We start from the raw sequence: 20,788 nt of genomic DNA, 5'->3' as shown, positions 1-20,788 counted from the left end.
TAAAAGCGCCGTCCGGAAATGGCGGCGGCCCCGCCAGCCACACCCCGGCACCCGAATCATTCGCTACCGTTGCTTCCTTCCGGACCTGGCGGAGTTTGCGAACTATCGTCGCGGGGGGACCGACGGGGCCACCATGGACGTCAAGCGATATCGCTTGGTTGTTTTGCTGTTGCGCCAGCTTCAGGCTGTCGCACCAATTCAGAAACTGGCGGAGAGAGCGGGATTCGAACCCGCGATAGGTTTTACCCTATACACACTTTCCAGGCGTGCTCCTTCAACCACTCGGACACCTCTCCGCATACTTGACCCTCTTTGCGGCAATCCAGTCCTTCAAAGAGTCGGCAAGAATAACGGCAGCAGGGCCATGCAGGCAAGCGAGCGGGCACGGATTCAGCCAGCGTCAGCCCTGGGCTCCACCGGGGCGGGCAAGGCAACCCGTTCGCCGGGGCTGGCGATGCGATAGCCGAGTGAAGCCAGCGCCGTGCCGTCGGCTTCGCTGCCGTAGTGGTAAAGCAGCAGTCGGGCGCGCCATGCCTTCGGATACTCGCGCTCGACGTCGTCGATGCCGGTGTGCGAGGGGTTGCCGACCAGGCCGCAGTCGTGGGCGATGATTTCGCCGGCACCGGCACGGCTGGCCAGCACTTCGGGAATCGGCCGGGTATCGCCGGTGTAGACGAAGCTGCCCTCCAGCGCCAGGCCGTACGAGGTGCCCGGCACATGGTGGCGGGTGGCGAACACGTCGAACCACAGGTCATCCAGCCAGAAACCGCGGGTGCACGGCACCAGGCGGAACGCCTCCCAGAAATTGGCGCCACCCTCGGCCAGCGCACCGGGGTAATCGGCGACGCGCGTCTGCAGCCATGGCACCAGCGCGGCGTGGACAAACACCCGGGTGGTGCCGCGCAGGTGCGGGTCGAACCACAGGCGGATGAACAGCTGCTCCAGCCCGGCCACGTGGTCCATGTGAGTGTGCGTGATGAACACGGCCGGCGGCAACGCGTCGTACACCGCCAGGTAGCGGTCGAGCGTGTCGGGGCCGCAGTCGATCAGCAGCAGCGGTACGCCGGCACGTTCCAGCACCACCGCCGACGAGCCCAGCTCCACCGCGTGCGCGGCGCCCACGCCAAGAAAATGCAGATGCCAGTTCATGGGGCCAGCGTACGCCCGTAGCGATGCAGCAGTGGTTGCCAGACGTTCTTCTCGAACGCCGCCTCGCCGTCGGCGGTCGCGCCCAGCTTGAGCAGCGACCGGCGCAGGCGCTGCAGGTTCGCCTGCTGCCAGGCGGTAGCCGGGATGCGCATGCGGCCACGGTCGAAGTCGATCAAATACAGCGCGCCTGGCGCCACCAGCACGTTGTGCGCATTCAGGTCGGCGTGCCAGACGCCGTCACGATGGAAGCGCGCCACCAGCGCCCCGACCTCCTCCGCCAGCTCGCCATCCAGCCGCCCTGCCGCCAGGCACTCGGCCAGGGTCTGCGCGTCGGCGATGCGGCGGGTGATCAGGTCGGCGGTGTAGTACGGGCCATGCCGGCGATACCGCGCGGCCACCACCGCCGGACCGGGCAGTTCCAGCCGGGCGATCTCGGCGAGCAGGCGGAATTCCGCGAACGGACGCGTGCGGTCGGCCCCGGTCCACAGATACCGATCGCCCATCAGCGCGGCGACCAGGCCGCCACGACGATAATGCCGCAGCACGCATTCGCCCACCGGCGTGGCCACGATCGCGACGCCGCCGCGACCGCCGGCCTGCGTGCGCAACGCACCACGTTCGCGCCAGTAATCCGGCGCGAACCAGTCGCGCCCGACTTGTGGCGATGCCTCGGCGTCGAACAGAATCGCGCCTTCGGCATCCTTGTGGGTTCGTTCCTGCATCATCATGCCCGGTGACTGCCCCGGATTCTAACCCAGCCCCATGACCCCGAACCCGATCACTGCCCCCGCCTCGATCTGCCTGCTGCGCACCTCCGCCATCGGCGACGTCACCCACGTGGTGCCGCTTCTGCGCACCCTGCAGCAGGCATGGCCGCAAACTTCGCTGACCTGGATCGTCGGCAAGCTGGAACGCAAGCTGGTCGGCGACCTGCCCGGGGTGGAGTTCGTCACCTTCGACAAGGCCGCCGGCTGGGCCGGCATGCGCGCGGTGCATGCGGCGTTGCGCGGCCGGCGCTTCGACGCGCTGCTGCAGATGCAGGTGGCGCTGCGCTCGAACCTGCTCAGCCTGGGCATCAAAGCCGATCGGCGCATCGGCTACGACCGCGCGCGCGCGAAGGACCTGCACGGACTGGTGGTCAACGAACGCATTCCCGCGCGAACCGGCGAGCACGTGCTGGACGCGATCGGCAGCTTCTGCGAACCGTTGGGACTGAAGCAGACCCAGGTGCGTTGGGACATCTCGATTCCCGACGAAGCGCACGCCTGGGCCGCCGAACAGCTGTCCGGCGACACGCCGACCCTGCTGGTCAGCCCCACCTCCAGCCATGCGCTGCGCAACTGGCGGCCGGAGCGTTATGCCGCGGTGATCGACCATGCCGCCGCGCGCGACTGGCGCGTGGTGTTGGTCGGTGGCCCCTCCACCTTCGAGCGCGGGATGGCCGACGCCGTGCTGGCGGCATGCCAGTCGACACCACTCGACCTCACCGGCAAGGACACGCTGAAAAAGCTGCTGGCTCTGCTCGCCCGCGCGCAGCTGCTGCTGACCCCGGACTCCGGCCCGATGCACATGGCCAACGCGGTGGGCACCCGCGTACTCGGCCTGCACGCGGCGAGCAACCCGAACCGCTCCGGTCCCTATTCCGACCGCCGCTGGTGCGTGGACAAGTACGACGAGGCCGCGCACAAGTACCTCGGCCGACCGGCCAGCGAAATCCCGTGGGGCAGCAAGATCGAGAAGCCCGGCGTGATGGATCTGATCGGCGTGGACGACGTCATCGAACGCTACGAGGCTACCGCACGCGACATGCGGCTGTTTTAGACCGCGCGGTAATCCTGGTACGACTTTTCCTCGACCAGCTGCGAGCCGAGCTTCAGGTTGATCTCGCGCTTGAACGCCGCGCGTTCGTCGTTGCGGAAATACACCGAGCGCGCCAGTTCGACGAACTCGGCATCGAACGCCTGTGCGCGCTCTTTCAGGCGGATGCGGTCCTCGATGTCCCACAGCAGCTCGTTCACCGCCAGCAGGCGGGCACGTTCGTCGGAAATGTCGGTCTGCGAAGCCGCGTCGCTGGCCCAGGTTGCATTGAGCAGGTCGAGCTCGTTGCGCACGTTGGTCAGCTTGGCCGCGTCGGTGATGCGGCGCGACTTGATCTCCAGGATGGTGATCTTGTCGATCAGCTCGCCGTAGGACACCGGGGTCTGGATCAGGCTCATGGTCTTGGCTTCCGTCAAAAAGGATGAGTCACGCCGCCGGGCGAAATGCGCCCTGCTGCACCAGCGTGCAGACCGTGCGCACGTCGCCGTCCATCGCGCGGTCGCGGTGCATGAAGCCGATCTGCCGGCGCAGGATCGCATGGGCATCGCGCACGCTGGCGCCGGCGTGGAAATCGCCGGCACCGGCCAGTGCCGCCGCGAGCTGCTGCACTTCGGCGACGAACTGTTCGTAGTGCGGCTGGCCTTCGCGCGGCGCGTTGGCAATCTTCGCCGCGAGCGCCTGCCAGCCGCCGCGCGTCGCCAGCCGGCGCGCCGCGTTCAGCATTTCCTGGCGGTAATCCAGCGCCTGCGCGGCGGTGTACAGCTCCAGTGCCAGCACGTGGCCGAGGTCTTCCATCATCTCCAGCACGTGGCGAGCCTCGTTGGCACCCATCGAGACGTGGTCCTCGGCGTTCGCGCTGGTCGGCACCGAGTACACGCTGGCCGGGTGCGCGCGCGTGGCGAGGTCGTTGACCAGCGCCGCGGCGGTGTACTGCACGATCATGAAGCCGGAATCGGTGCCGTCCTCATTGCCGGTGAGGAAAGCCGGCAAGCCGTCGTTGGTGGCCGGGTCGACCAGCTTGTTGAGCCGGCGCTCGGAGATCGAGGCGAGCACCGGGATGGCCGCCTTCACGTAGCTCATCGCCAGTGCCAGCGGCATGCCGTGGAAGTGGCCGGCCGAGATCACCTGCTCCTCGATGAACGGCGCTCCATCGTTGTCCGGGAAGATCAGCGGGTTGTCGGTGACCGAGTTCAACTCGATATCGATCACCCGGCAGGCCTGCGCCCAGGCGTCGCGCACCGCACCATGCACCTGCGGCATGCAGCGCAGGCTGTAGGCGTCCTGCGGCTGATGCTTCTTGCCGCCCTTGAACGGCAGGAAGCGCGCGTAGAACGCCTCGCGGCCGTGGCGCTGGTTGGCCGGCACCCAGTCCCAGCCGATATCGAAGCTGAGCGCCTGGTCGTCGGCTTCGCTCCACGCCTCGGCGCTCCACGGCTTGAAGCGCGGCACCAGGTGGTACGGAATGTCGAGCAGGGTGGAATCGGCCAGCAGTTCGCGCACGTGCGCGGCGGTCTCCACCTGGCCCGGATGCGGGCGCAGCGCGTGGACGTCCGCACGCAGCGCGCCGCTGCGGCCGGCGAAGGCGTCCAGCGTCATCGCCGCGGCGAGGTCGGCGGTGTTCAGCAACTGCTCCAGCGCATCCAGCGCCAGCGCGGCGGTGGCCAGCATCTGCGCGGTGCCGTTGTTGAGCGCCAGACCTTCCTTGAACGACAACCGGATCGGTGCGAGCCCGGCGCGCTTCAGCGCCTCGGCGCCGCTCAACCGCTCGCCCTGCCAGAACGCCTCGCCGCCGCCGAGCAGCACGATGGCCAGGTGCGACAGCGGTGCCAGATCGCCGCTGGCGCCGACCGAGCCCTTCTCCGGCACCACCGGCACCACGCCGGCATTGAGCATCGCGGCCAGCGCTTCCAGCGTGCTCACGCGGATGCCGGAGTGCCCGCGCATCAGCGTGTTGATGCGGATCAGCAGCATCGCCCGCACCACGTCGGCCGCAAACGGTTTGCCGACGCAGACCGCGTGCGTGATGATCAGGTTGTGCTGCAGCTCCTCCATCAGCGTGCCTTCGGCGGACTGGCTCCCCGGCAGCTCGTCACGCACGCGGTGCGCGCCGAGCAGCTTGTCGGCGTTGCTGCCGAAGCCGGTGGTGACGCCATAGGTCGGCTCGCCGCAGCTGACCTTGTCGGCCAGGAAATCGGCGGCGCGCTGCACGCGCTTGAGCTGCACCTGATCCAGCGCCACCGATGCGCCTTGCCGTGCCACTGCCACCAGCTGCGCGCGCGTCAGGCTGCTGCCGTCGAGAAGAATCGTTTCACCCACTGCAGTCATGCTCCATGTTGTTACCGTCATTCCCGCGAACACGAGAATGACGACGTCAAAGGCAATAGCGCCCTCACCCCATCGCCGCGGCCTGCTCCAGCTCCACCCGCAGCGTCTTGACCAGTTCGCTGCGCGCCACCTCGAACTGGTCCTCGCGGCGCAGGTCCTTCACCGTCACCACGCCGCGGGCGAGTTCGTCCTCGCCCAGCACCACCACGAAGCGGATGCCGGCGCGGTCGGCGTACTTGAACTGCTTGCCGAGCTTGCCGCCTTCCAGCACCACCTCGGTGGCGATGCCGGCGCCACGCAGCTCGCTGGCCAGCGCCAGGTAGGCGGGCAGTTGCGCCTCGTCCATCTGGGTCACCAGCACGTCGACGGTGCTCTTCGCCGTATCGATCAGGCCGGCGTCGCGCAGCTGCCAGTACAGCCGGGTCAGGCCGATCGAGATGCCGACGCCGGGCAGGTGCGACCTGGTGTACTGGCCGGCCAGGTTCTCGTAGCGGCCGCCAGAGCAAATCGAGCCGATCTGCGGATGGTCGTTCAGCGTGGTCTCGTAGACCGTGCCGGTGTAGTAGTCGAGGCCGCGGGCGATCGACAGGTTCAGCGCATAGTGCGTCTGCGGCACGCCGAACGCGTGGATCAGGCCCAGCACTTCCTTCAGCTCGCTGCGGCCCTGCTCCATCGCCTCCGGCCCGGCGCCGAGCGCATCGAGCTTGTCCAGCGCGTCCTGCAGCGAGGTCGAGCGCACCTGCACGAAGGCGAGGATCTTTTGCGCCACCTCAGCGCTCAGGCCGAACGCTTCGCCGGTCAGCGTGTCGCGCACGTAGTCGGCGCCGCGCTTGTCCAGCTTGTCCACCTCGCGCAGCACCAGCATCTGCTGCTCGCCGTCGACGATGCCCAGGCTCTCGAAGTAGCCGCGCATGAGCTTGCGGTTGTTGAGCTGGATGGTGAACGGGCCGATGTCCAGTTCGCGGAACACGCTGTAGATCACCGCCGGGATCTCGGCGTCGTAGCGCACCGACAACGCGTCCTTGCCGATCACGTCGATGTCGCACTGGTAGAACTCGCGGAAGCGCCCGCGCTGCGCGCGTTCGCCGCGGTACACCTTCTGCATCTGGTAGCGGCGGAACGGGAAGCTGAGGTCGCGCTCGTGCTCGGCCACGTAGCGCGCCAGCGGCACGGTGAGGTCGAAGCGCAGCGCCAGTTCGGGGGTGCCCTCGTCGGCCTTGCCCAGCGCGCCGGTGGACTGCACGAAGTACACCTGCCGCTCGGTCTCGCCGCCGCTCTTGGTCAGCAGCACGTCGGAGTATTCGATCACCGGCGTCTCGATGGCCAGGAAGCCGAAACGCTCGTAGTTGCGGCGGATCACGTCGAGCATGCGCTGGAACGCGACCTGGTCGAGCGGCAGCAGCTCGAGCACGCCGGGCATGGTGCGGGCCGGGGTAAGCGCCATGGAATCCTCTACTGACGATGGGGGCATTCCGTCGCACGACAGAACGCGCGACGGCAGCCGTCAAGATTAACAGAACGCCGCCGCCCTTCCGCAGCGGATCGTCCAGCGGATGCATCGAACCTGTTGCCAAGCCCCCGATCGGCGATTAAGATACGCGGCTTCCCACGGGGTGTAGCTCAGCCTGGTAGAGCGCTACGTTCGGGACGTAGAAGTCGCAGGTTCGAATCCTGTCACCCCGACCAAATTCGACGATCAAGCCGGCCTCGCGCCGGCTTTTTTGTGTGTTCCGCACGGGTTCGTCAGCCGGTCGGAGCCAAGGCGGCCAGCCGGTCGAGCTCCTCTTCGACAAAACCCGCCTCAAGCCGCGCCGGCCGATTGAACGGCCCGCGCAGGCTCACGCCCATGTAGTCGCGCAGCAGGGTGAAGAACGTCTCGATCGGGTCGAGGTTGTCGCGCTCGCAGCAGTACAGGTACCAGCGGGTGCCGGCGGCGACGTGGGCCACTTCCTCGCGCAGGATCACCTCCAGGATCGCCACCGTGCGTTCGTCGCCGAGTCCGCGCAGCCGTTCGATCATGCCGGGGGTGACGTCCAGCCCGCGCGCCTCCAGCACTCGCGGTACCAGCGCCATCCGCGCGGTGTCGCTATCGGCGGTCTTCTCGGCCATCGCCCACAGGCCGTCGTGGGCGTCGAAGTCGCCGTAGGCGTGACCCAGCTCGGCCAACCGGTCGGATAGCAGCGCGAAGTGGCGCGCTTCGTCATGGGCACAGCTGGCCCAGTCGCGGTAATAGTCCGCCGGCATGCCGCGGAAACGATACACCGCGTCCCAGGCCAGGTTGATCGCGTTGAACTCGATGTGCGCCACCGCGTGCACCAGGGCGACGCGGCCTGCTTCGCTGCCCAGTCCACGCTGCGGCAGCTGACGGGCGTTGACCAGTTGCGGTTTTGCCGGCCGACCGGGCGGGCCGATCGGCTCGGGCGGCGGCGATGCGGGGTCCGCACGCCATTCGCCCGCGCGGAAGGCCTGCCAGGTTTCGTGGGTGAGGCGCAGCTTTTCAGCCGGGTCGGCGGCCTCGAGGCAGCGCTTGGCGGCGGCATGCAGGTCGGTCATGGCGCGCCGCCCGGACGCTGGCTCAGACCGCCCGCCGCGCGGCCTTGGCGTCGTCCGAACGCAGCATCTCGATCTGCTCCAGGTAGCTCTGGTCGAGGCCGGTGACGTATTCGCCGGAGAAGCACGAGGTGTCGAACTGCTTCAGCTCCTCGTTGCCATCCTGCACAGCCCAGACCAGGTCCTTCAGGTCCTGATAGATCAGCCAGTCGGCGCCCAGCGTCTGCTCGATCTCCTTCTCGGTGCGCCCCGCGGCGACCAGTTCCGAGGCCGACGGCATGTCGATGCCGTACACGTTCGGGTAGCGTACCGGCGGCGCGGCAGAGGCGAAGTAGACGTTCTTCGCGCCGGCGTCGCGGGCCATCTGGATGATCTGCTTCGAGGTGGTGCCGCGCACGATCGAGTCGTCCACCAGCAGCACGTTCTTCTTGCGGAACTCCAGGTCGATCGCGTTGAGCTTGCGGCGCACCGATTTCACCCGCTCGCCCTGCCCCGGCATGATGAAGGTGCGGCCGATGTAACGGTTCTTGACGAAGCCCTCGCGGAACGGCACGCCGAGCGCACCGGCCAGCGCGCTGGCGGCGGTGCGCGCGGTGTCGGGGATCGGGATCACCGCGTCGATGCCGTGGTCGGGCCGCTCGCGCAGGATCTTCTCGGCCAGCTTCTCGCCCATGCGCAGGCGCGCCTTGTACACCGAGACGTCCTCGATCATCGAATCAGGCCGCGCCAGGTAGACGTATTCGAAGATGCACGGTGTATGCGGCGCGCCCTCGGCGCAGCGGCGGGTATGCAGCTGGCCGTCGTCGGTGATGATCACCGCCTCGCCCGGCGCCACGTCGCGGATGCGCTTGAAGCCGAGGATGTCCAGCGCCACCGACTCCGATGCCACTGCGTATTCGCGGCCTTCGCCGCTGATCCGCTCGCCCAGCACCAGCGGGCGGATGCCGTTCGGGTCGCGGAACGCGATCAGGCCGTAGCCCAGCAGCAGCGCGATGCAGGCATAGCCGCCGCGGGCGCGCGCGTGCACGCCGGCGACTGCCTTGAAGATGTGGTCGGGGGTCAACGCCATGCGGTCCTGAATCTGCAGCTCGTGCGCCAGTACGTTCAGCAGCACCTCGGAATCGGAATCGGTGTTGATGTGGCGACGGTCGTCCTGGAACATCTCGCGGCGCAGCGCGTCGGTGTTGACCAGGTTGCCGTTGTGCGCGAAGGCGATGCCGTACGGCGAGTTGACGTAGAACGGCTGGGCCTCGGACGAGCCTTCCGAGCCGGCGGTGGGGTAACGGCAGTGGCCGATGCCGATGCGCCCGCGCAGGCCGCTCATTGCGCTCTGCCCGAACACGTCGCGCACCAGTCCGTTGCCCTTGTGCAGGCGCAGCCGCGCGCCGTCCACGGTGGCGATCCCGGCCGCGTCCTGGCCGCGATGCTGCAGCACCGTCAGGCCGTCATAGAGCGCCGATGCCACTTCGGTGGTACCGACAATGCCGATGATTCCGCACATGGTTTGTTGCCTGCTTCAGAGGATATGTTCAGAAAGTCCGGTGCGTGCCGGCCGTGCTGGCTGCCGCCGGGTGCACCGCGGTTGCCGCCGGTGCGGGCGTCTTGCCCGATATGGGGGCCGGCAATGCAGCCGGCAAGCTGGACAGGTGAGCTAGCACCGCCGGCGGATGGAGGTACCCGCGCACGCTGGGCGGCACCTGCTGGCCCAGCCAGACCGCCACATGCTGGAAACGCGGCAGCAGCACCGACTGCCGCCACCACGGATCGCGCGTGAACGCGGTGAATCCGACCAGGAATACCAGCAGGGCCACCACCAGTACGCCGCGTGCGAAGCCGAACAACATGCCCAGCAACCGGTCGGTGCCAGACAGCCCGGTGCTCTCGATCAGCCTGCTGATCACGAAACGCAGCAACGCACCTAGGATCAGCACGACGACGAAGCAGAGTCCATAGCCCACGATGATCCGCGCCGATGGCAGTTCAATCACGTGCTCCAGGCGCCCGGCCGCCGCCGGGCCGAGCATCCATGCCACCCAGAACGCGGCGATCCAGATCGCCAGTGCCAGCACTTCGGAGATCAGGCCGCGCCACAACCCCACGAAGACCGACAGGGCCAGCACGCCGATGATGATGTAGTCGGTCCAGTTCATCCGCCTGCTCCGCGTGCCGGTCTCGGTATCGGCATGCTCAGGGCACCGGCACGACGTTGCCGTCGATGCCCAGCTTCGCCTTGATCTGGTCGTGCACGCGCTGCGCGTCGTCACGCTGGGTCTGCGGGCCGGCACGCACGCGCCACAAACGCCTGCCGCCGGACTGCACCGCATCGACGAAGCCGTCGAAACCGTTCGCACGCAACTTGTCACGCAGCGCATTCGCATCGGCCTGGTCGCCCATCGCCGCCAGCTGCACGGCCCAGCCACCCGCCCTGGCGGTGGTCGTGGCGGCAGCTGGCGGGGTCGCCGCCGCGCTGCTTTCGCGGCTGGCGTCCTGTTCCAGCCGGGCCGGCACGCCAGGGATCGACTGGGTGATCTTCAGCCGCGCGGCCTCGGCCGCGGTGCGCGTCTCGAACGGCCCGGCAATGACCAGGGTGCGCGACTTGCCCGCCTGGGTGATGGCATGGCCGCTGACCGGATAACCCAGGTCGCGTACGCGGCGTTCCAGGCTGGTGGCGCCGGCTGCACTCGCATACGCACTGAGGTTGAGCGTGTAGCTGCCGCGTGCTGCGGTGGGCGTCACCGATGCAGGTGCGGACGGTGCCGCCACGGCCGGCCGGGTCGGCGTGGCAACCACCGTCGGCTTCGTCGCCACGGCTGCGCCGGTGTTCGCTGCAGCCTGCGGCGGCGTGGTCCGCTGCGGGATCACCGGCTGGCTCGGCGACACGCCCGAACCGGCGGTCACCGTGGTCGGTTGCGGCGGCTTGCCGGCTTCGGGGTCGGTCTCGACGTCACGCGGGCGGCTGGAACCGATGTCCACCGTGGCCAGCCTGTCGCCCGACGCCGGCGTCACCGACGTCACCGACGGCGTCTGCACGGTGGTGGCGCTCGCCCCGCTGGCGGGGGCATCCGGCGCCAGGCTCATGGTGCGGGTCTGCAGGTCGCGATCGGGTGCCGGCGGGATCGCCAGGCTGACCGCTTGGTCGCCACCCGGAGCCGGCGGGGTACTGGAAAAGAACATGGGCACGAACAGAACCGCCAGCGCGATCAGGACGGCGGCTCCCAGCAGGCGTGTTTTCAAGTTTTCGCTCCAGGGCGGCAAACGCGGGCACAACGGCGCGATTATACCTGCCTGCGCCGGGCGCCATGAGTCACCCTCAGCCGATGCGTTCAGCGAGCACCGCGCTGGCTACGAAAAACGAGCCGAACGCCAGGATGCGTTCGCCCGGCTGCGCCGTCGTGCGTGCCACCGCCAGCGCGGCGGCCACGTCGGCATGCACGTCGTAGGACGCCTGCGGCAGGGCCTGTTGCAGGACCGCGGCCAGTGCCGCCACCGGCATGCCGCGCGGGGTGGCCTGATCCAGTCCGGCCAGGTGCCAGTGGTTGATGCGCGTGCCGAGCGCGCCGATCACCCCGGCCACGTCCTTGTCCGCCAGCGCGCCATACACCACATGCACCCGTGCCGGCGGCTGCGCATCCAGCCATTCGGCCAGCGCGCGGGCGGCCTGCGGGTTGTGGCCCACGTCCACGATCACTGGCGGCTCGCCGCCGATCGACTGTAACCGCGCCTGTACCCGTACCTCGTGCAGGCCGGCGCTGACCGCCGCGAAGAGGGCGCTGGGCGTCAATGTTTGCAGACCGAGCGCGCGCAGCGCGGCGATCGCCGTCGCCGCGTTGGCGTATTGCACCGGCGCTGCCAGCGCAGGATCGGGCAGTTCCATCGCGCTGCCGTCGCGGTGGCGCCAGCGCCAGCCGTCCTGGTGCCGCTCGACGCTGAAATCGATGCCGGCCCGCTCGACCCGTGCGCCGCAGCCGGCGAGCGCATCGAGCAAACCGGTCGGCGGCTCCAGCTCGCCCACGATCGCCGGGCGACCCGCTCGCGCGATGCCGGCCTTCTCGCGGCCGATGCTGTCGCGGTCCGGGCCGAGCCACTCCATGTGGTCCAGATCCACCGTGGTGATCACCGCCACGTCGGCGTCGATGATGTTGACCGCATCCAGCCGCCCGCCAAGCCCCACCTCCAGCAGCGCCACGTCGACCCCGGCGCGGGCGAACAGGTCCAGCGCGGCCAGCGTGCCGAATTCGAAATAGGTCAGCGGAACATCGCCGCGCACCGCCTCGATCCGCTCGAACGAGGCGACCAGCGCGGCATCGTCGGCATCCGCGCCGTCGATGCGCACGCGCTCGTTGTAGTCCAGCAGGTGCGGTGAGGTGAATGCACCCACGCGCAAGCCGGCGGCACGCAACATCGCCTCCAGCAGAGCGACGGTGGAACCCTTGCCATTGGTGCCACCGACGGTGATCACCCGCTGCGCCGGCGCCGGCGCACCCATCCGTTGCCACACCTCGCGTACCCGTTCGAGCCCCAGCTCGACGCTGTGGATGTTGACGTGTTCCTGGTACGCCAGCCATTCGGCGAGAGTGCGACTCATGCAGTGACTTCGTGCAGACGGGAAGTGCAAAGCTTAAAGCATCAATTCGAACGCACGGATGAATCCCACCACCATGCACGCTGCCCCGCGCGAACGACCTCTCACAAGCGCAGCTTGCGCAAGCGCAGCGCGTTGCTCACCACCGAGACCGAGCTCAGGCTCATCGCCAGCGCGGCGATCATCGGCGACAGCGTGATGCCGCACCACGGATACAGCACGCCGGCCGCCAGCGGCACGCCGATCGCGTTGTAGACGAAGGCAAAGAACAGGTTCTGGTGGATGTTGCGCACGGTCGCCTGCGACAGCTTGCGCGCGCGCACGATCGCGCCCAGCTCGCCCTTGACCAGGGTCACCTGCGCGCTCTCCATCGCCACGTCGGTGCCGCTGCCCATCGCGATGCCGATGTCGGAAGCGGCCAGCGCCGGCGCGTCGTTGATGCCGTCGCCGGCCATCGCCACGCGGCGGCCTTCAAGCTTGAGCCGGTTCACCACCGCCGCCTTGTCGGCCGGCGAGACATCCGCATGCACCTCGTCGATGCCCAGCGTGCGCGCCACCGATTGCGCGGTGGTGGCATTGTCGCCGGTGAGCATCACGATACGCAGGCCAGCCGCGTGCAGCGCGGCGATCGCCGCCGGCGTGTCCGGCTTGATCCGGTCGGCCACCGCCAGCAGCGCGGCAAGCGACCCGTCGACGGCCAGGAACATCACCGTGGCGCCCTGCCCGCGCAGTTGCTCGGCGCGAGCGTCGGCCTCCTCGCCGATCGCGGCACGCGACTCCGCCATCAGCTTCGCATTGCCCAGCGCTGCCGTGCTGCCATCCACCTTCGCGCTGACGCCGCGGCCGGTCAGCGAGCGGAAATCCGTTGCTGCCAGCGTCGCCACGCGCTCGGCCTCCGCCGCCGTCACGATCGCCCGCGCCAGCGGATGCTCGCTCGGCCGCTCCAGCGCCGCCGCCAGCGCCAGCAGGCGTTCGCGCGACTGGCCGCCCAGCACCACCAGCTCGGTCAGCGCCGGCTTGCCTTCGGTCAGCGTGCCGGTCTTGTCCACCACCAGGGTGTCGATGTCGCGCAGACGCTCGATCGCGCCGGCGTCCTTGAACAGCACGCCATGCTGCGCGCCGCGACCACTGGCGACCATGATCGAGATCGGCGTGGCCAGGCCGAGCGCGCACGGGCAGGCGATGATCAGCACCGACACGGCTGCGATCAGCGCGTGCGCCAGCCGCGGCTCCGGACCGACGATCGCCCACGCCGCGAACGCCGCCACGGCCACCGCCACCACTGCCGGCACGAACCACGCTGCCACCTGGTCGGCCACGCGCTGCAGCGGCGCCCGGCTGCGCTGCGCGGCCGCCACCAACGCCACGATCTGCGCCAGCATCGTCTCGGCGCCGACCTTCTGCGCGCGCATGGTCAGCGCGCCGTCCTGGTTCACCGTGCCGCCGGTCAGCGGATCATCCTTCGCCTTGGCCACCGGCATCGGTTCGCCGGTGAGCATGGACTCGTCGACGTGGCTCTCGCCCTCGGTTACCACGCCATCGACTGGCACCTTCTCGCCGGGGCGCACACGCAGCACGTCGCCGGCATGCACCTCGTCCAGCGCCACGTCGCTCTCGCTGCCGTCGGCGGCGATGCGCCGCGCCGTTTTCGGCGCCAGCCCCAGCAGCGCCTTCAGCGCCGCGCCGGTACGCCGGCGCGCGCGCAGTTCCAGGAAGTCGCCCAGGGTGACCAGGGTGACGATCACCGCCGCCGACTCGAAGTACACCGCGACCCGGCCGTGCGCATCGCGGAAGCCGTCCGGGAAGATCCCCGGCCACAGGAACGCCACCGCGCTGTACAGCCACGCCACGCCGGTGCCCAGCGCGATCAGCGTGTACATGTTCGGTCGCCAGGGATGCAGCGAGCGCCAGCCGCGCACGAAGAACGGCGCGCCGCCCCACAGCACCACGCTGCTGGCCAGCAGCGCCTCGACCCAGCCGGCCACGCCAGCCCACGGCGCGGGCAGATGCCAGCCGAACAGGTGCGGTCCCATCGCCAGCGCGAACACCGGCACGGTCAGCGCCACCAGCCACCAGAAGCGGCGCGTCATCGACGCCAGCTCGCCGCCGTCGTCCTCCTCCAACGTCGGCATCATCGGTTCCAGCGCCATGCCGCAGATCGAGCAATGGCCCGGGCCGAGCTGCTGGATCTGCGGGTGCATCGGACAGGTGTAGATCGTGCCGGGCGGTGCCGGTGGAGGCGCTGCTGGACGATCCTTCAGATACGCCGACGGATCGGCGGTGAATTTTTCGTGGCAACGCGCGGAGCAGAAGTGGTAGGTCTGGCCGTCATGGTCGGCGTGATATTTCGCCGTTTGCGGATCCACCGTCATGCCGCATACCGGATCCTTCGCGGCGTGCGCATGCCCGTGATCGGGGTGATCGTGGTTCGCGTAGTCATCCGCCACCGGTTTGCCGGCGCAACAGCCTCCCGCAGGCTTCTGTCCGGCAGCCATGTAGGTCGCCGGCGACGCATCGAACTTCGCCTTGCAACCCGCGCTGCAGAAATAAAACGTCTGCCCGTCGTGCGTGCTGACGTGCTTCGCCGTCGCCGGATCCACCGTCATCCCGCACACTGGATCGATCGCCGCGGAGGCCGCCGGCTTGTCGCCGCCCGCGTAGCAGGAAGCTTGCCCGCTCATGCCTTCACCTCCTCGTTGCCAAGCGCGCGCAGGATCGGGCAATGCTCCGGTGCACCATGGCCCGGACACGACGCGACCAGCTCCGCCAACCCGTCACGCACGCGCTGCAGCTCGGCGATGCGCTGTTCGATCGCTGCCAGCCGCTTCTCCGCGCGCTGTTTCACCGCCTTCACCCCGCGCTGGCGGTCGGCTGACAGCGCCAACAGCTCGCGGATCTCCTCCAGCGTGAAACCGAGATCCTTGGCGCGGCGGATGAAGCGCAACTGCACGACTGCGCTCTCACCGTAACTGCGATAGCCGGACGCCCGTCGCTGCGGCTCGGGCAGCAGACCCTCGCGCTCGTAATAACGGATCGTGTCGATCGCTACACCGACGCGCTTGGCGACGGCACCGATGGTCAGGGGAGCATTCGGGGTCTTCATGCCTGAAGTATAGACCTTTGATCAAAGTCCAGAGTCAAGCATTCCCGCCATCTTGCTGCCATAGGCCCGCGAGCGCTCCCACCCCACCCAAACTCGTCAGCGACTTCTACGATGCCGAGCGCCACACACAGCAGTGCAATCAGGTCGTCCCAGCCACAGGTATCAGACCGAATCTGACCGCCGCCTGCCGGCATCAGCCGCGCGTTTTGCCGGCGCGCACTTGCGCTTGGCCGTGGCGCACGTGCCGCCGGACTGGCTGCAGCAGTGGTCGGTGAGGTAGCCAACCAGCTCGTCCATCGCCTCCATCACCGGCGCGTAGTAGATGAAGCGTCCGCTCTGCCGGCTGCTCACCAGGCCCGCGTGCGACAGCTCCTTCAGGTGGAAGGACAGCGTGGCGTTGGGCAGGCCCAGCTTCTCCGCTATCGCGCTGGCGGCCAGTCCTTCCGGCGCGTGCTCGACCAGCAGCCGGTAGACCGCCAGGCGCGATTCCTGGGCGAGCGCGGCGAGGATGGTGATGGCTTGCCTGTTCTGCATGGCGCTACTCCCGGGCTGATTCATACCAGCGTTTGCTGCGGTTGACGATGCGCACCACCGACAGCATCACCGGCACCTCGATCAACACGCCCACCACGGTCGCCAGCGCCGCGCCGGAATGCACGCCGAACAGACCCACCGCGGTGGCCACTGCCAGCTCGAAGAAGTTGCTGGCACCGATCAGCGCCGACGGGCCGGCCACGCAGTGCGGCACGCCGAAGCGGCGATTGAGCCAGTAGGCCAGGCCGGCGTTGAAGTACACCTGGATCAGGATCGGCACCGCCAGCAGCGCGATGATCGCCGGCTGCGCGAGGATCTGCCGGCCCTGGAAGCCGAACAGCAGCACAAGGGTGGCCAGCAGCGCGCCCAGCGACACCGGCCCCAGCCTCTGCAGCAGTTGCTGCAAGCGCGCCTCGCCGCCGTGCGCCAGCAGCTGGCGCCGCAACAGCACGCTGAGCGCCACCGGCACCACGATGTACAGCAGCACCGACAGCAGCAGCGTGTTCCACGGCACCGTGATCGAGGAGATGCCCAGCAGCAGCGCCACGATCGGCGCGAACGCCACCACCATGATGGCGTCATTCAGCGCGACCTGGCTCAGCGTGAACGCCGGCTCGCCGCGGCACAGGTTGCTCCACACGAACACCATCGCCGTGCACGGCGCGGCGGCCAGCAGGATCAGGCCGGCGATATAGGAGTCGAGCTGCGCCGCCGGCAGCTGGCCGGCGAAGAGGTGACGGATGAAGATCCAGCCCAGCAGGGCCATCGAGAAGGGTTTCACTGCCCAGTTGACGAACAGCGTGACGCCGATGCCCTTCCACTGCCGGCGCACGCCGCCGAGCGCACCGAAGTCGATCTTCAGCAGCATCGGGATGATCATCAGCCAGATCAACACCGCAACCGGCAGGTTCACCTGCGCCAGTTGCATGCCGCCCAGCGCCGCAAAGCCGCCGGGCAGCAGGTGGCCCAGCAATGTGCCGGCCACGATGCACAGCAGCACCCAGAGGGTGAGCCAGCGCTCGAAGAAGCCGATGCGCGCGCTGTCCGGAGCAACCGCGCCGGCGGCGAGTATGGCGGATGGCTGGTTCATGCGCCGGCTTCCTCGCCAGTGAGGCTGCCGATGCGGTCGAGCGTCTGTTGCAACTCGTCGCGACCCATCGTTTCCACCGGCAGCTGCAGCAGCGCGGTGATCCGCCGCTCGATCAGCCTGTGAGCGCGTCGGAACGCCGCCGCGATATCCGTGTCTTGTGCGGCTGGATCCGGCAGACCCCAATGACTCCGCACGAAGTCGCCGAACAGCACCGGGCAAGTCTCGCTGGCGGCGTTGTCGCAGACCGTGATCACGATATCCAGCGGCGGCGCGCCCGCCTCGGTGAAGCGATCCCACGACTTGCTGGCGAGTCCTTCGGTGGCAATGCCCCGGGCCTTCAGTTCCTCGATCGCCTGGGGATGAACACGCCCGGTCGGCCGGCTGCCGGCGCTGAACGCCGCGAAGCGCCCCGCGCCCAGGTGATTGAGGGTGGCCTCGGACAGGATGCTGCGGGCCGAATTGCCAGTACAGATGAACAGGACACGACACGGGTGCATGGGCGGCGGTTCCGGATTGGCTTCCATATTTCCATGATTATAGAATCATCAAACCAACGCAACAGGAACCACCGTGATCCCGGACCTGCCCCACATCGCCGCCGACGTGCTGGACACCCCCAGCCTGGCCAAGTTGGCCCTGCCAGCCGACGCCGACCACCCGCCGCGCATCCTGATCCTGTACGGTTCGCTGCGCCCGCAGTCGTTCAGCCGCAAGCTGGCGCTGGAAGCCGAACGCATCCTGCGCCAGTTCGGCGCCGAGACGCGGGTGTTCGACCCGCACGAGCTGCCGCTGCTGGATAGCGTGCCGGCCAGCCACCCCAAGGTGCAGGAACTGCGCGCGCTGTCGTTGTGGTCCGAAGGCCAGGTCTGGGTCAGCCCCGAGCGGCATGGCACGATCACCGGCGTGTTCAAGAACCAGATCGACTGGCTGCCGCTGGAAGACGGCAGCGTGCGGCCCACGCAGGGGCGCACGCTCGCGGTGATGCAGGTCAGCGGCGGCTCGCAGTCGTTCAACGTGGTCAACACCTTGCGCGTGCTTGGCCGCTGGATGCGCATGCTGACCATCCCGAACCAGTCCTCGGTGGCCAAGGCCTGGCAGGAGTTCGACGACGACGGCAGGATGAAGCCCTCGCCGTTCTACGATCGCGTGGTCGACGTGATGGAGGAGCCGTTCAAGTTCACCCTGCTGGTGCGCGGACGCAGCGACTACTTGGTCAGCCGCTACAGCGAGCGCAAGGGCGCCGCCGCGGCGAAGGCGCTGACGGCCGCGGCCGAGGTGCTGGAAAGCGCAGCGACGGCGGGCAAGCCTGCTTGCTGCAGCGGTGGAGCGTGCTGATCGCGGTTCACCCCTGATGTCGCTGCCGACGACGGACGGTCTCGACAACTCTCCCGTCGTCATCCCAGCGAAAAGCCGAAATCGCACTTGAACCACAAAACCCTCCCGTCGTCATTCCGGCGAAGGCCGGAATCGCACTTGATCGACAAGGGCGCCTCACGCATGGAAGGCCAGCAAAAGCCGTGAGCAGCACGCTGCTCCACCACACGGCTGAAGTGCGATTCCGGCCTTCGCCGGAATGACGACAGGGTGAGTGGACACATCGAGCCGAGGTGGCGGATGACGAGCAAAAGCCCGCTCAGCGCCCTCCCTAAACCGGCGTATCCTCCGCCGCCACGAAGCCGCCGGTCTGCCGATGCCACAGCCGCGCGTACAAGCCACTGCGCGCGATCAGCTCGGCGTGCGTGCCGGTCTCGACGATCTGCCCCTTGTCCAGCACCACCAGCCGGTCCATCCGCGCGATGGTGGACAGGCGATGGGCGATCGCGATCACCGTCTTGCCCTGCATCAGGATGTCCAGGCTGTCCTGGATCGCCGCCTCGGCTTCGGAGTCGAGCGCGGAGGTGGCTTCGTCCAGCACCAGGATCGGCGCGTCCTTCAGCAGCACGCGGGCGATCGCGATGCGCTGGCGCTGGCCGCCCGAGAGTTTCACACCGCGTTCGCCGACCAGCGCGTCGTAGCCGCGGCGGCCTTCGCCGTCGCTGAGGTTCGGGATGAATTCGTCCGCGCGCGCCTTGCGCACCGCCTCGATCACCTGCGCCTCGCTGGCGTCGGGGCGGCCGTAGAGGAGGTTGTCGCGGATCGAGCGGTGCAGCAGCGAGGTGTCCTGGGTGACCACGCCGATCTGCGAGCGCAGGCTTTCCTGGGTGACGCCGGCGATGTCCTGGCCGTCGATCAGGATGCGGCCCGCCTCCAAGTCGTACAGCCGCAGCAACACATTGACCAACGTCGACTTGCCCGCGCCGGACGGGCCGACCAGACCGATCTTCTCGCCCGCACGCACGTCCAGGTCGAGCCCGGCGATCACCCCGCCCTGCTTGCCGTAGTGGAAGTGGATGTGTTCGAAGCGCACGCCGCCGTTGGTCACCTCCAGCGGCATCGCACCCTCGCGGTCCTGCACCGCACGCGGCCGCGAAATCGTCGTAATGCCGTCCTGCACCGTGCCCACGTTCTCGAAGATGCCGTTGACCACCCACATGATCCAGCCGGACATGTTGTTGATGCGGATCACCAGCCCGGTCGACAGCGCGATCGCGCCCACTGTCACCCGGCCTTCGCTCCACAGCCACAGCGCCAGCGCCGAGGTGCCGACGATCAGGAAACCGTTGAGCGTGGTAATGCTGGCATCCAGCGTGGTGGTGACGCGGGTCATGCGGCGCAGCTTGTCGGTCTGCTCGGCCATCGCGTCGGCTACGTAGGCCTCCTCGCGGCGCGTATGCGCAAACAGCTTCAGCGTGAGCACGTTGCTGTAGCCGTCGACGATGCGCCCCATCAATTTCGAGCGCGCCTCGGAGGCTAGCCACGAGCGCTGCTTGATGCGCGGGATGAAGAACGCCAGCAGGCCGATATAGGCAAACACCCAGGCGAACAGCGGCGCGGCCAGCCACGGGTCCGCCTGCGCGAACAGCACGATCGCGCTGCCGGTGTAGATGGTGACGTACCAGATCGCATCGACGATCTGCACCGCCGACTCGCGCAGCGCGCCGCCGGTCTGCATGATGCGGTTGGCGATGCGCCCGGCGTAGTCGTTCTGGAAGAAGCCCAGGCTCTGGCGAATCACGTAGCGATGGTTCTGCCAGCGGATGCGGTTGGTCAGGCTGGGCACGATCGCCTGGTTCACCAGCAGGTCGTGCGCGCCGATCGCCAGCGGCCGCACGATCAGCGCCACGAAGCCCATCCACAGAAGTTCGTGGCCGTGCTGCCGGAAGAAGTCCGCCGCCGGCGCGCCCCTGGCCATGTCCACGATGCGGCCGATGAAGCCGAACAGCGACACCTCGACGATCGCCACCACGAAGCCCACCGCGATCGCCACGGCGAACACCGGCCACACCTGGCGCAGGTAGAACGCGTAGAAGCGCCACACCGACGTCGGCGGCATGCCGTCGACCGGTTCCTTGAACGCGTCGATAAGGGATTCGAACCAGCGGAAGAGCATGGGCATTCCGAGCCTGCGGGGCTGTCCATTGTGCGTGAAGCCCGCACGATACGTGTGACGACGCGGCGCTTTCGTGATCGCCGCGACCTGCCACCGCCGGGGCGGAGTCACCGATCCGGGCAGCCCGCCGCGGAGAGCGCGACACCG

The 20,788-nt window shown here is 68.4% G+C and carries 18 protein-coding genes, 2 tRNA genes and 1 other RNA gene; 3 read left to right on the top strand and 18 right to left on the bottom strand.

Annotation, left to right across the window (positions count from 1 at the left end; all coding sequences use genetic code 11):
- Positions 1-28: 28 nt before the first annotated feature.
- The 4 genes from ffs to QQA13_RS06715 all read right to left on the bottom strand — a co-directional run bounded on the left by ffs (position 29) and on the right by QQA13_RS06715 (position 1,877).
- Positions 29-125, bottom strand: an RNA gene (ffs, locus tag QQA13_RS06730) — signal recognition particle sRNA small type.
- A gap of 81 nt (positions 126-206) precedes the next feature.
- Positions 207-296: transfer RNA gene (locus QQA13_RS06725), tRNA-Ser, on the bottom strand.
- A gap of 94 nt (positions 297-390) precedes the next feature.
- Positions 391-1,149 (bottom strand): MBL fold metallo-hydrolase, encoded by a 759-nt coding sequence (locus tag QQA13_RS06720; RefSeq protein ID WP_108471378.1) that lies wholly within the window; start codon positions 1,147-1,149, stop codon positions 391-393.
- Entirely contained in the window at positions 1,146-1,877 is a 732-nt protein-coding gene (locus tag QQA13_RS06715) for a 3-deoxy-D-manno-octulosonic acid kinase (protein WP_108471379.1), read from the bottom strand. Before QQA13_RS06715 ends, QQA13_RS06720 begins: the two co-directional genes overlap by 4 nt.
- 49 nt (positions 1,878-1,926) lie before the next feature.
- Here QQA13_RS06715 and QQA13_RS06710 point away from each other — a divergent pair, with 49 nt between their 5' ends.
- The gene (locus QQA13_RS06710; RefSeq protein ID WP_108471629.1) at positions 1,927-2,970 is read left to right on the top strand and encodes a glycosyltransferase family 9 protein; all 1,044 of its coding nucleotides are present in this window, start codon (positions 1,927-1,929) and stop codon (positions 2,968-2,970) included.
- Here QQA13_RS06710 and QQA13_RS06705 read toward each other — a convergent pair.
- From QQA13_RS06705 to hisS, 3 genes are all read right to left on the bottom strand, one after another.
- A complete protein-coding gene (locus QQA13_RS06705) occupies positions 2,967-3,365 on the bottom strand; it encodes a DUF6165 family protein (protein WP_108471380.1) in 399 nt (132 codons plus the stop codon). The genes QQA13_RS06710 and QQA13_RS06705 overlap by 4 nt on opposite strands.
- A gap of 28 nt (positions 3,366-3,393) precedes the next feature.
- The gene (locus tag QQA13_RS06700; protein WP_108471381.1) at positions 3,394-5,292 is read right to left on the bottom strand and encodes an HAL/PAL/TAL family ammonia-lyase; all 1,899 of its coding nucleotides are present in this window, start codon (positions 5,290-5,292) and stop codon (positions 3,394-3,396) included.
- Between the two features lie 64 nt (positions 5,293-5,356).
- Complete coding sequence (gene hisS / locus QQA13_RS06695; RefSeq protein ID WP_108471382.1) at positions 5,357-6,736, bottom strand: histidine--tRNA ligase; 1,380 nt, start codon at positions 6,734-6,736, stop codon at positions 5,357-5,359.
- A 165-nt stretch (positions 6,737-6,901) separates the two neighbouring features.
- Here hisS and QQA13_RS06690 point away from each other — a divergent pair.
- Positions 6,902-6,978, top strand: a tRNA-Pro gene (locus QQA13_RS06690).
- A 57-nt stretch (positions 6,979-7,035) separates the two neighbouring features.
- Here QQA13_RS06690 and QQA13_RS06685 read toward each other — a convergent pair.
- From QQA13_RS06685 to QQA13_RS06640, 10 genes are all read right to left on the bottom strand, one after another.
- Positions 7,036-7,845, bottom strand: coding sequence for a ferritin-like domain-containing protein (locus QQA13_RS06685; RefSeq protein ID WP_108471383.1), 810 nt, complete (start codon positions 7,843-7,845; stop codon positions 7,036-7,038).
- Positions 7,846-7,867: 22 nt separating this feature from the next.
- A complete protein-coding gene (gene purF / locus QQA13_RS06680) occupies positions 7,868-9,343 on the bottom strand; it encodes an amidophosphoribosyltransferase (protein ID WP_108471384.1) in 1,476 nt (491 codons plus the stop codon).
- 28 nt (positions 9,344-9,371) lie between these two features.
- On the bottom strand, positions 9,372-9,992 hold the full coding sequence (locus tag QQA13_RS06675) for a CvpA family protein (protein ID WP_108471385.1): 621 nt from the start codon (positions 9,990-9,992) through the stop codon (positions 9,372-9,374).
- 37 nt (positions 9,993-10,029) lie between these two features.
- Positions 10,030-11,076: an SPOR domain-containing protein gene (locus QQA13_RS06670; protein ID WP_108471386.1), complete on the bottom strand. Its 1,047-nt coding sequence runs from the start codon at positions 11,074-11,076 to the stop codon at positions 10,030-10,032.
- A gap of 76 nt (positions 11,077-11,152) precedes the next feature.
- Complete coding sequence (gene folC, locus QQA13_RS06665; RefSeq protein WP_108471387.1) at positions 11,153-12,427, bottom strand: bifunctional tetrahydrofolate synthase/dihydrofolate synthase; 1,275 nt, start codon at positions 12,425-12,427, stop codon at positions 11,153-11,155.
- A gap of 101 nt (positions 12,428-12,528) precedes the next feature.
- Complete coding sequence (locus QQA13_RS06660; RefSeq protein WP_108471388.1) at positions 12,529-15,105, bottom strand: heavy metal translocating P-type ATPase; 2,577 nt, start codon at positions 15,103-15,105, stop codon at positions 12,529-12,531.
- Complete coding sequence (locus tag QQA13_RS06655) at positions 15,102-15,527, bottom strand: heavy metal-responsive transcriptional regulator (protein ID WP_108471389.1); 426 nt, start codon at positions 15,525-15,527, stop codon at positions 15,102-15,104. Before QQA13_RS06655 ends, QQA13_RS06660 begins: the two co-directional genes overlap by 4 nt.
- A 162-nt stretch (positions 15,528-15,689) precedes the next feature.
- On the bottom strand, positions 15,690-16,061 hold the full coding sequence (locus QQA13_RS06650; RefSeq protein WP_108471390.1) for an ArsR/SmtB family transcription factor: 372 nt from the start codon (positions 16,059-16,061) through the stop codon (positions 15,690-15,692).
- A gap of 4 nt (positions 16,062-16,065) precedes the next feature.
- Positions 16,066-17,151 carry an ACR3 family arsenite efflux transporter gene (arsB, locus tag QQA13_RS06645; protein ID WP_108471391.1) on the bottom strand — a complete coding sequence of 362 codons (1,086 nt, stop codon included), beginning with the start codon at positions 17,149-17,151 and terminating at the stop codon, positions 16,066-16,068.
- Positions 17,148-17,648: an arsenate reductase ArsC gene (locus QQA13_RS06640; RefSeq protein ID WP_108471630.1), complete on the bottom strand. Its 501-nt coding sequence runs from the start codon at positions 17,646-17,648 to the stop codon at positions 17,148-17,150. The genes arsB and QQA13_RS06640 overlap by 4 nt, the downstream gene beginning before the upstream one ends.
- 73 nt (positions 17,649-17,721) lie before the next feature.
- Between QQA13_RS06640 and arsH the strand changes: the two genes are divergently transcribed.
- The gene (arsH, locus tag QQA13_RS06635) at positions 17,722-18,486 is read left to right on the top strand and encodes an arsenical resistance protein ArsH (RefSeq protein ID WP_428992326.1); all 765 of its coding nucleotides are present in this window, start codon (positions 17,722-17,724) and stop codon (positions 18,484-18,486) included.
- 310 nt (positions 18,487-18,796) lie between these two features.
- Here the strand turns inward: arsH and QQA13_RS06630 are convergent, their stop codons facing one another.
- On the bottom strand, positions 18,797-20,641 hold the full coding sequence (locus tag QQA13_RS06630) for an ABC transporter ATP-binding protein (RefSeq protein ID WP_108471392.1): 1,845 nt from the start codon (positions 20,639-20,641) through the stop codon (positions 18,797-18,799).
- Between the last annotated feature and the right edge of the window lie 147 nt (positions 20,642-20,788).

Source organism: Rhodanobacter thiooxydans, assembly GCF_030291135.1.
Classification (GTDB): domain Bacteria; phylum Pseudomonadota; class Gammaproteobacteria; order Xanthomonadales; family Rhodanobacteraceae; genus Rhodanobacter; species Rhodanobacter thiooxydans_A.
Note: the sequence above shows the minus strand (reverse complement) of the source record. Positions and strands in the feature narration are given on the sequence as shown.

What these genes read in the sequence shown, in the direction of transcription:
- QQA13_RS06640 (WP_108471630.1), bottom strand. Translation starts at nt 17,648, where the DNA reads ATGCACCCGTGTCGTGTCCTGTTCATCTGTACTGGCAATTCGGCCCGC.
- QQA13_RS06700 (WP_108471381.1), bottom strand. Translation starts at nt 5,292, where the DNA reads ATGACTGCAGTGGGTGAAACGATTCTTCTCGACGGCAGCAGCCTGACG.
- QQA13_RS06705 (WP_108471380.1), bottom strand. Translation starts at nt 3,365, where the DNA reads ATGAGCCTGATCCAGACCCCGGTGTCCTACGGCGAGCTGATCGACAAG.
- arsB (WP_108471391.1), bottom strand. Translation starts at nt 17,151, where the DNA reads ATGAACCAGCCATCCGCCATACTCGCCGCCGGCGCGGTTGCTCCGGAC.
- hisS (WP_108471382.1), bottom strand. Translation starts at nt 6,736, where the DNA reads ATGGCGCTTACCCCGGCCCGCACCATGCCCGGCGTGCTCGAGCTGCTG.
- QQA13_RS06630 (WP_108471392.1), bottom strand. Translation starts at nt 20,641, where the DNA reads ATGCTCTTCCGCTGGTTCGAATCCCTTATCGACGCGTTCAAGGAACCG.
- QQA13_RS06675 (WP_108471385.1), bottom strand. Translation starts at nt 9,992, where the DNA reads ATGAACTGGACCGACTACATCATCATCGGCGTGCTGGCCCTGTCGGTC.
- QQA13_RS06650 (WP_108471390.1), bottom strand. Translation starts at nt 16,061, where the DNA reads ATGCAGAACAGGCAAGCCATCACCATCCTCGCCGCGCTCGCCCAGGAA.
- purF (WP_108471384.1), bottom strand. Translation starts at nt 9,343, where the DNA reads ATGTGCGGAATCATCGGCATTGTCGGTACCACCGAAGTGGCATCGGCG.
- QQA13_RS06720 (WP_108471378.1), bottom strand. Translation starts at nt 1,149, where the DNA reads ATGAACTGGCATCTGCATTTTCTTGGCGTGGGCGCCGCGCACGCGGTG.
- QQA13_RS06685 (WP_108471383.1), bottom strand. Translation starts at nt 7,845, where the DNA reads ATGACCGACCTGCATGCCGCCGCCAAGCGCTGCCTCGAGGCCGCCGAC.
- folC (WP_108471387.1), bottom strand. Translation starts at nt 12,427, where the DNA reads ATGAGTCGCACTCTCGCCGAATGGCTGGCGTACCAGGAACACGTCAAC.
- QQA13_RS06660 (WP_108471388.1), bottom strand. Translation starts at nt 15,105, where the DNA reads ATGAGCGGGCAAGCTTCCTGCTACGCGGGCGGCGACAAGCCGGCGGCC.
- QQA13_RS06715 (WP_108471379.1), bottom strand. Translation starts at nt 1,877, where the DNA reads ATGATGATGCAGGAACGAACCCACAAGGATGCCGAAGGCGCGATTCTG.
- QQA13_RS06655 (WP_108471389.1), bottom strand. Translation starts at nt 15,527, where the DNA reads ATGAAGACCCCGAATGCTCCCCTGACCATCGGTGCCGTCGCCAAGCGC.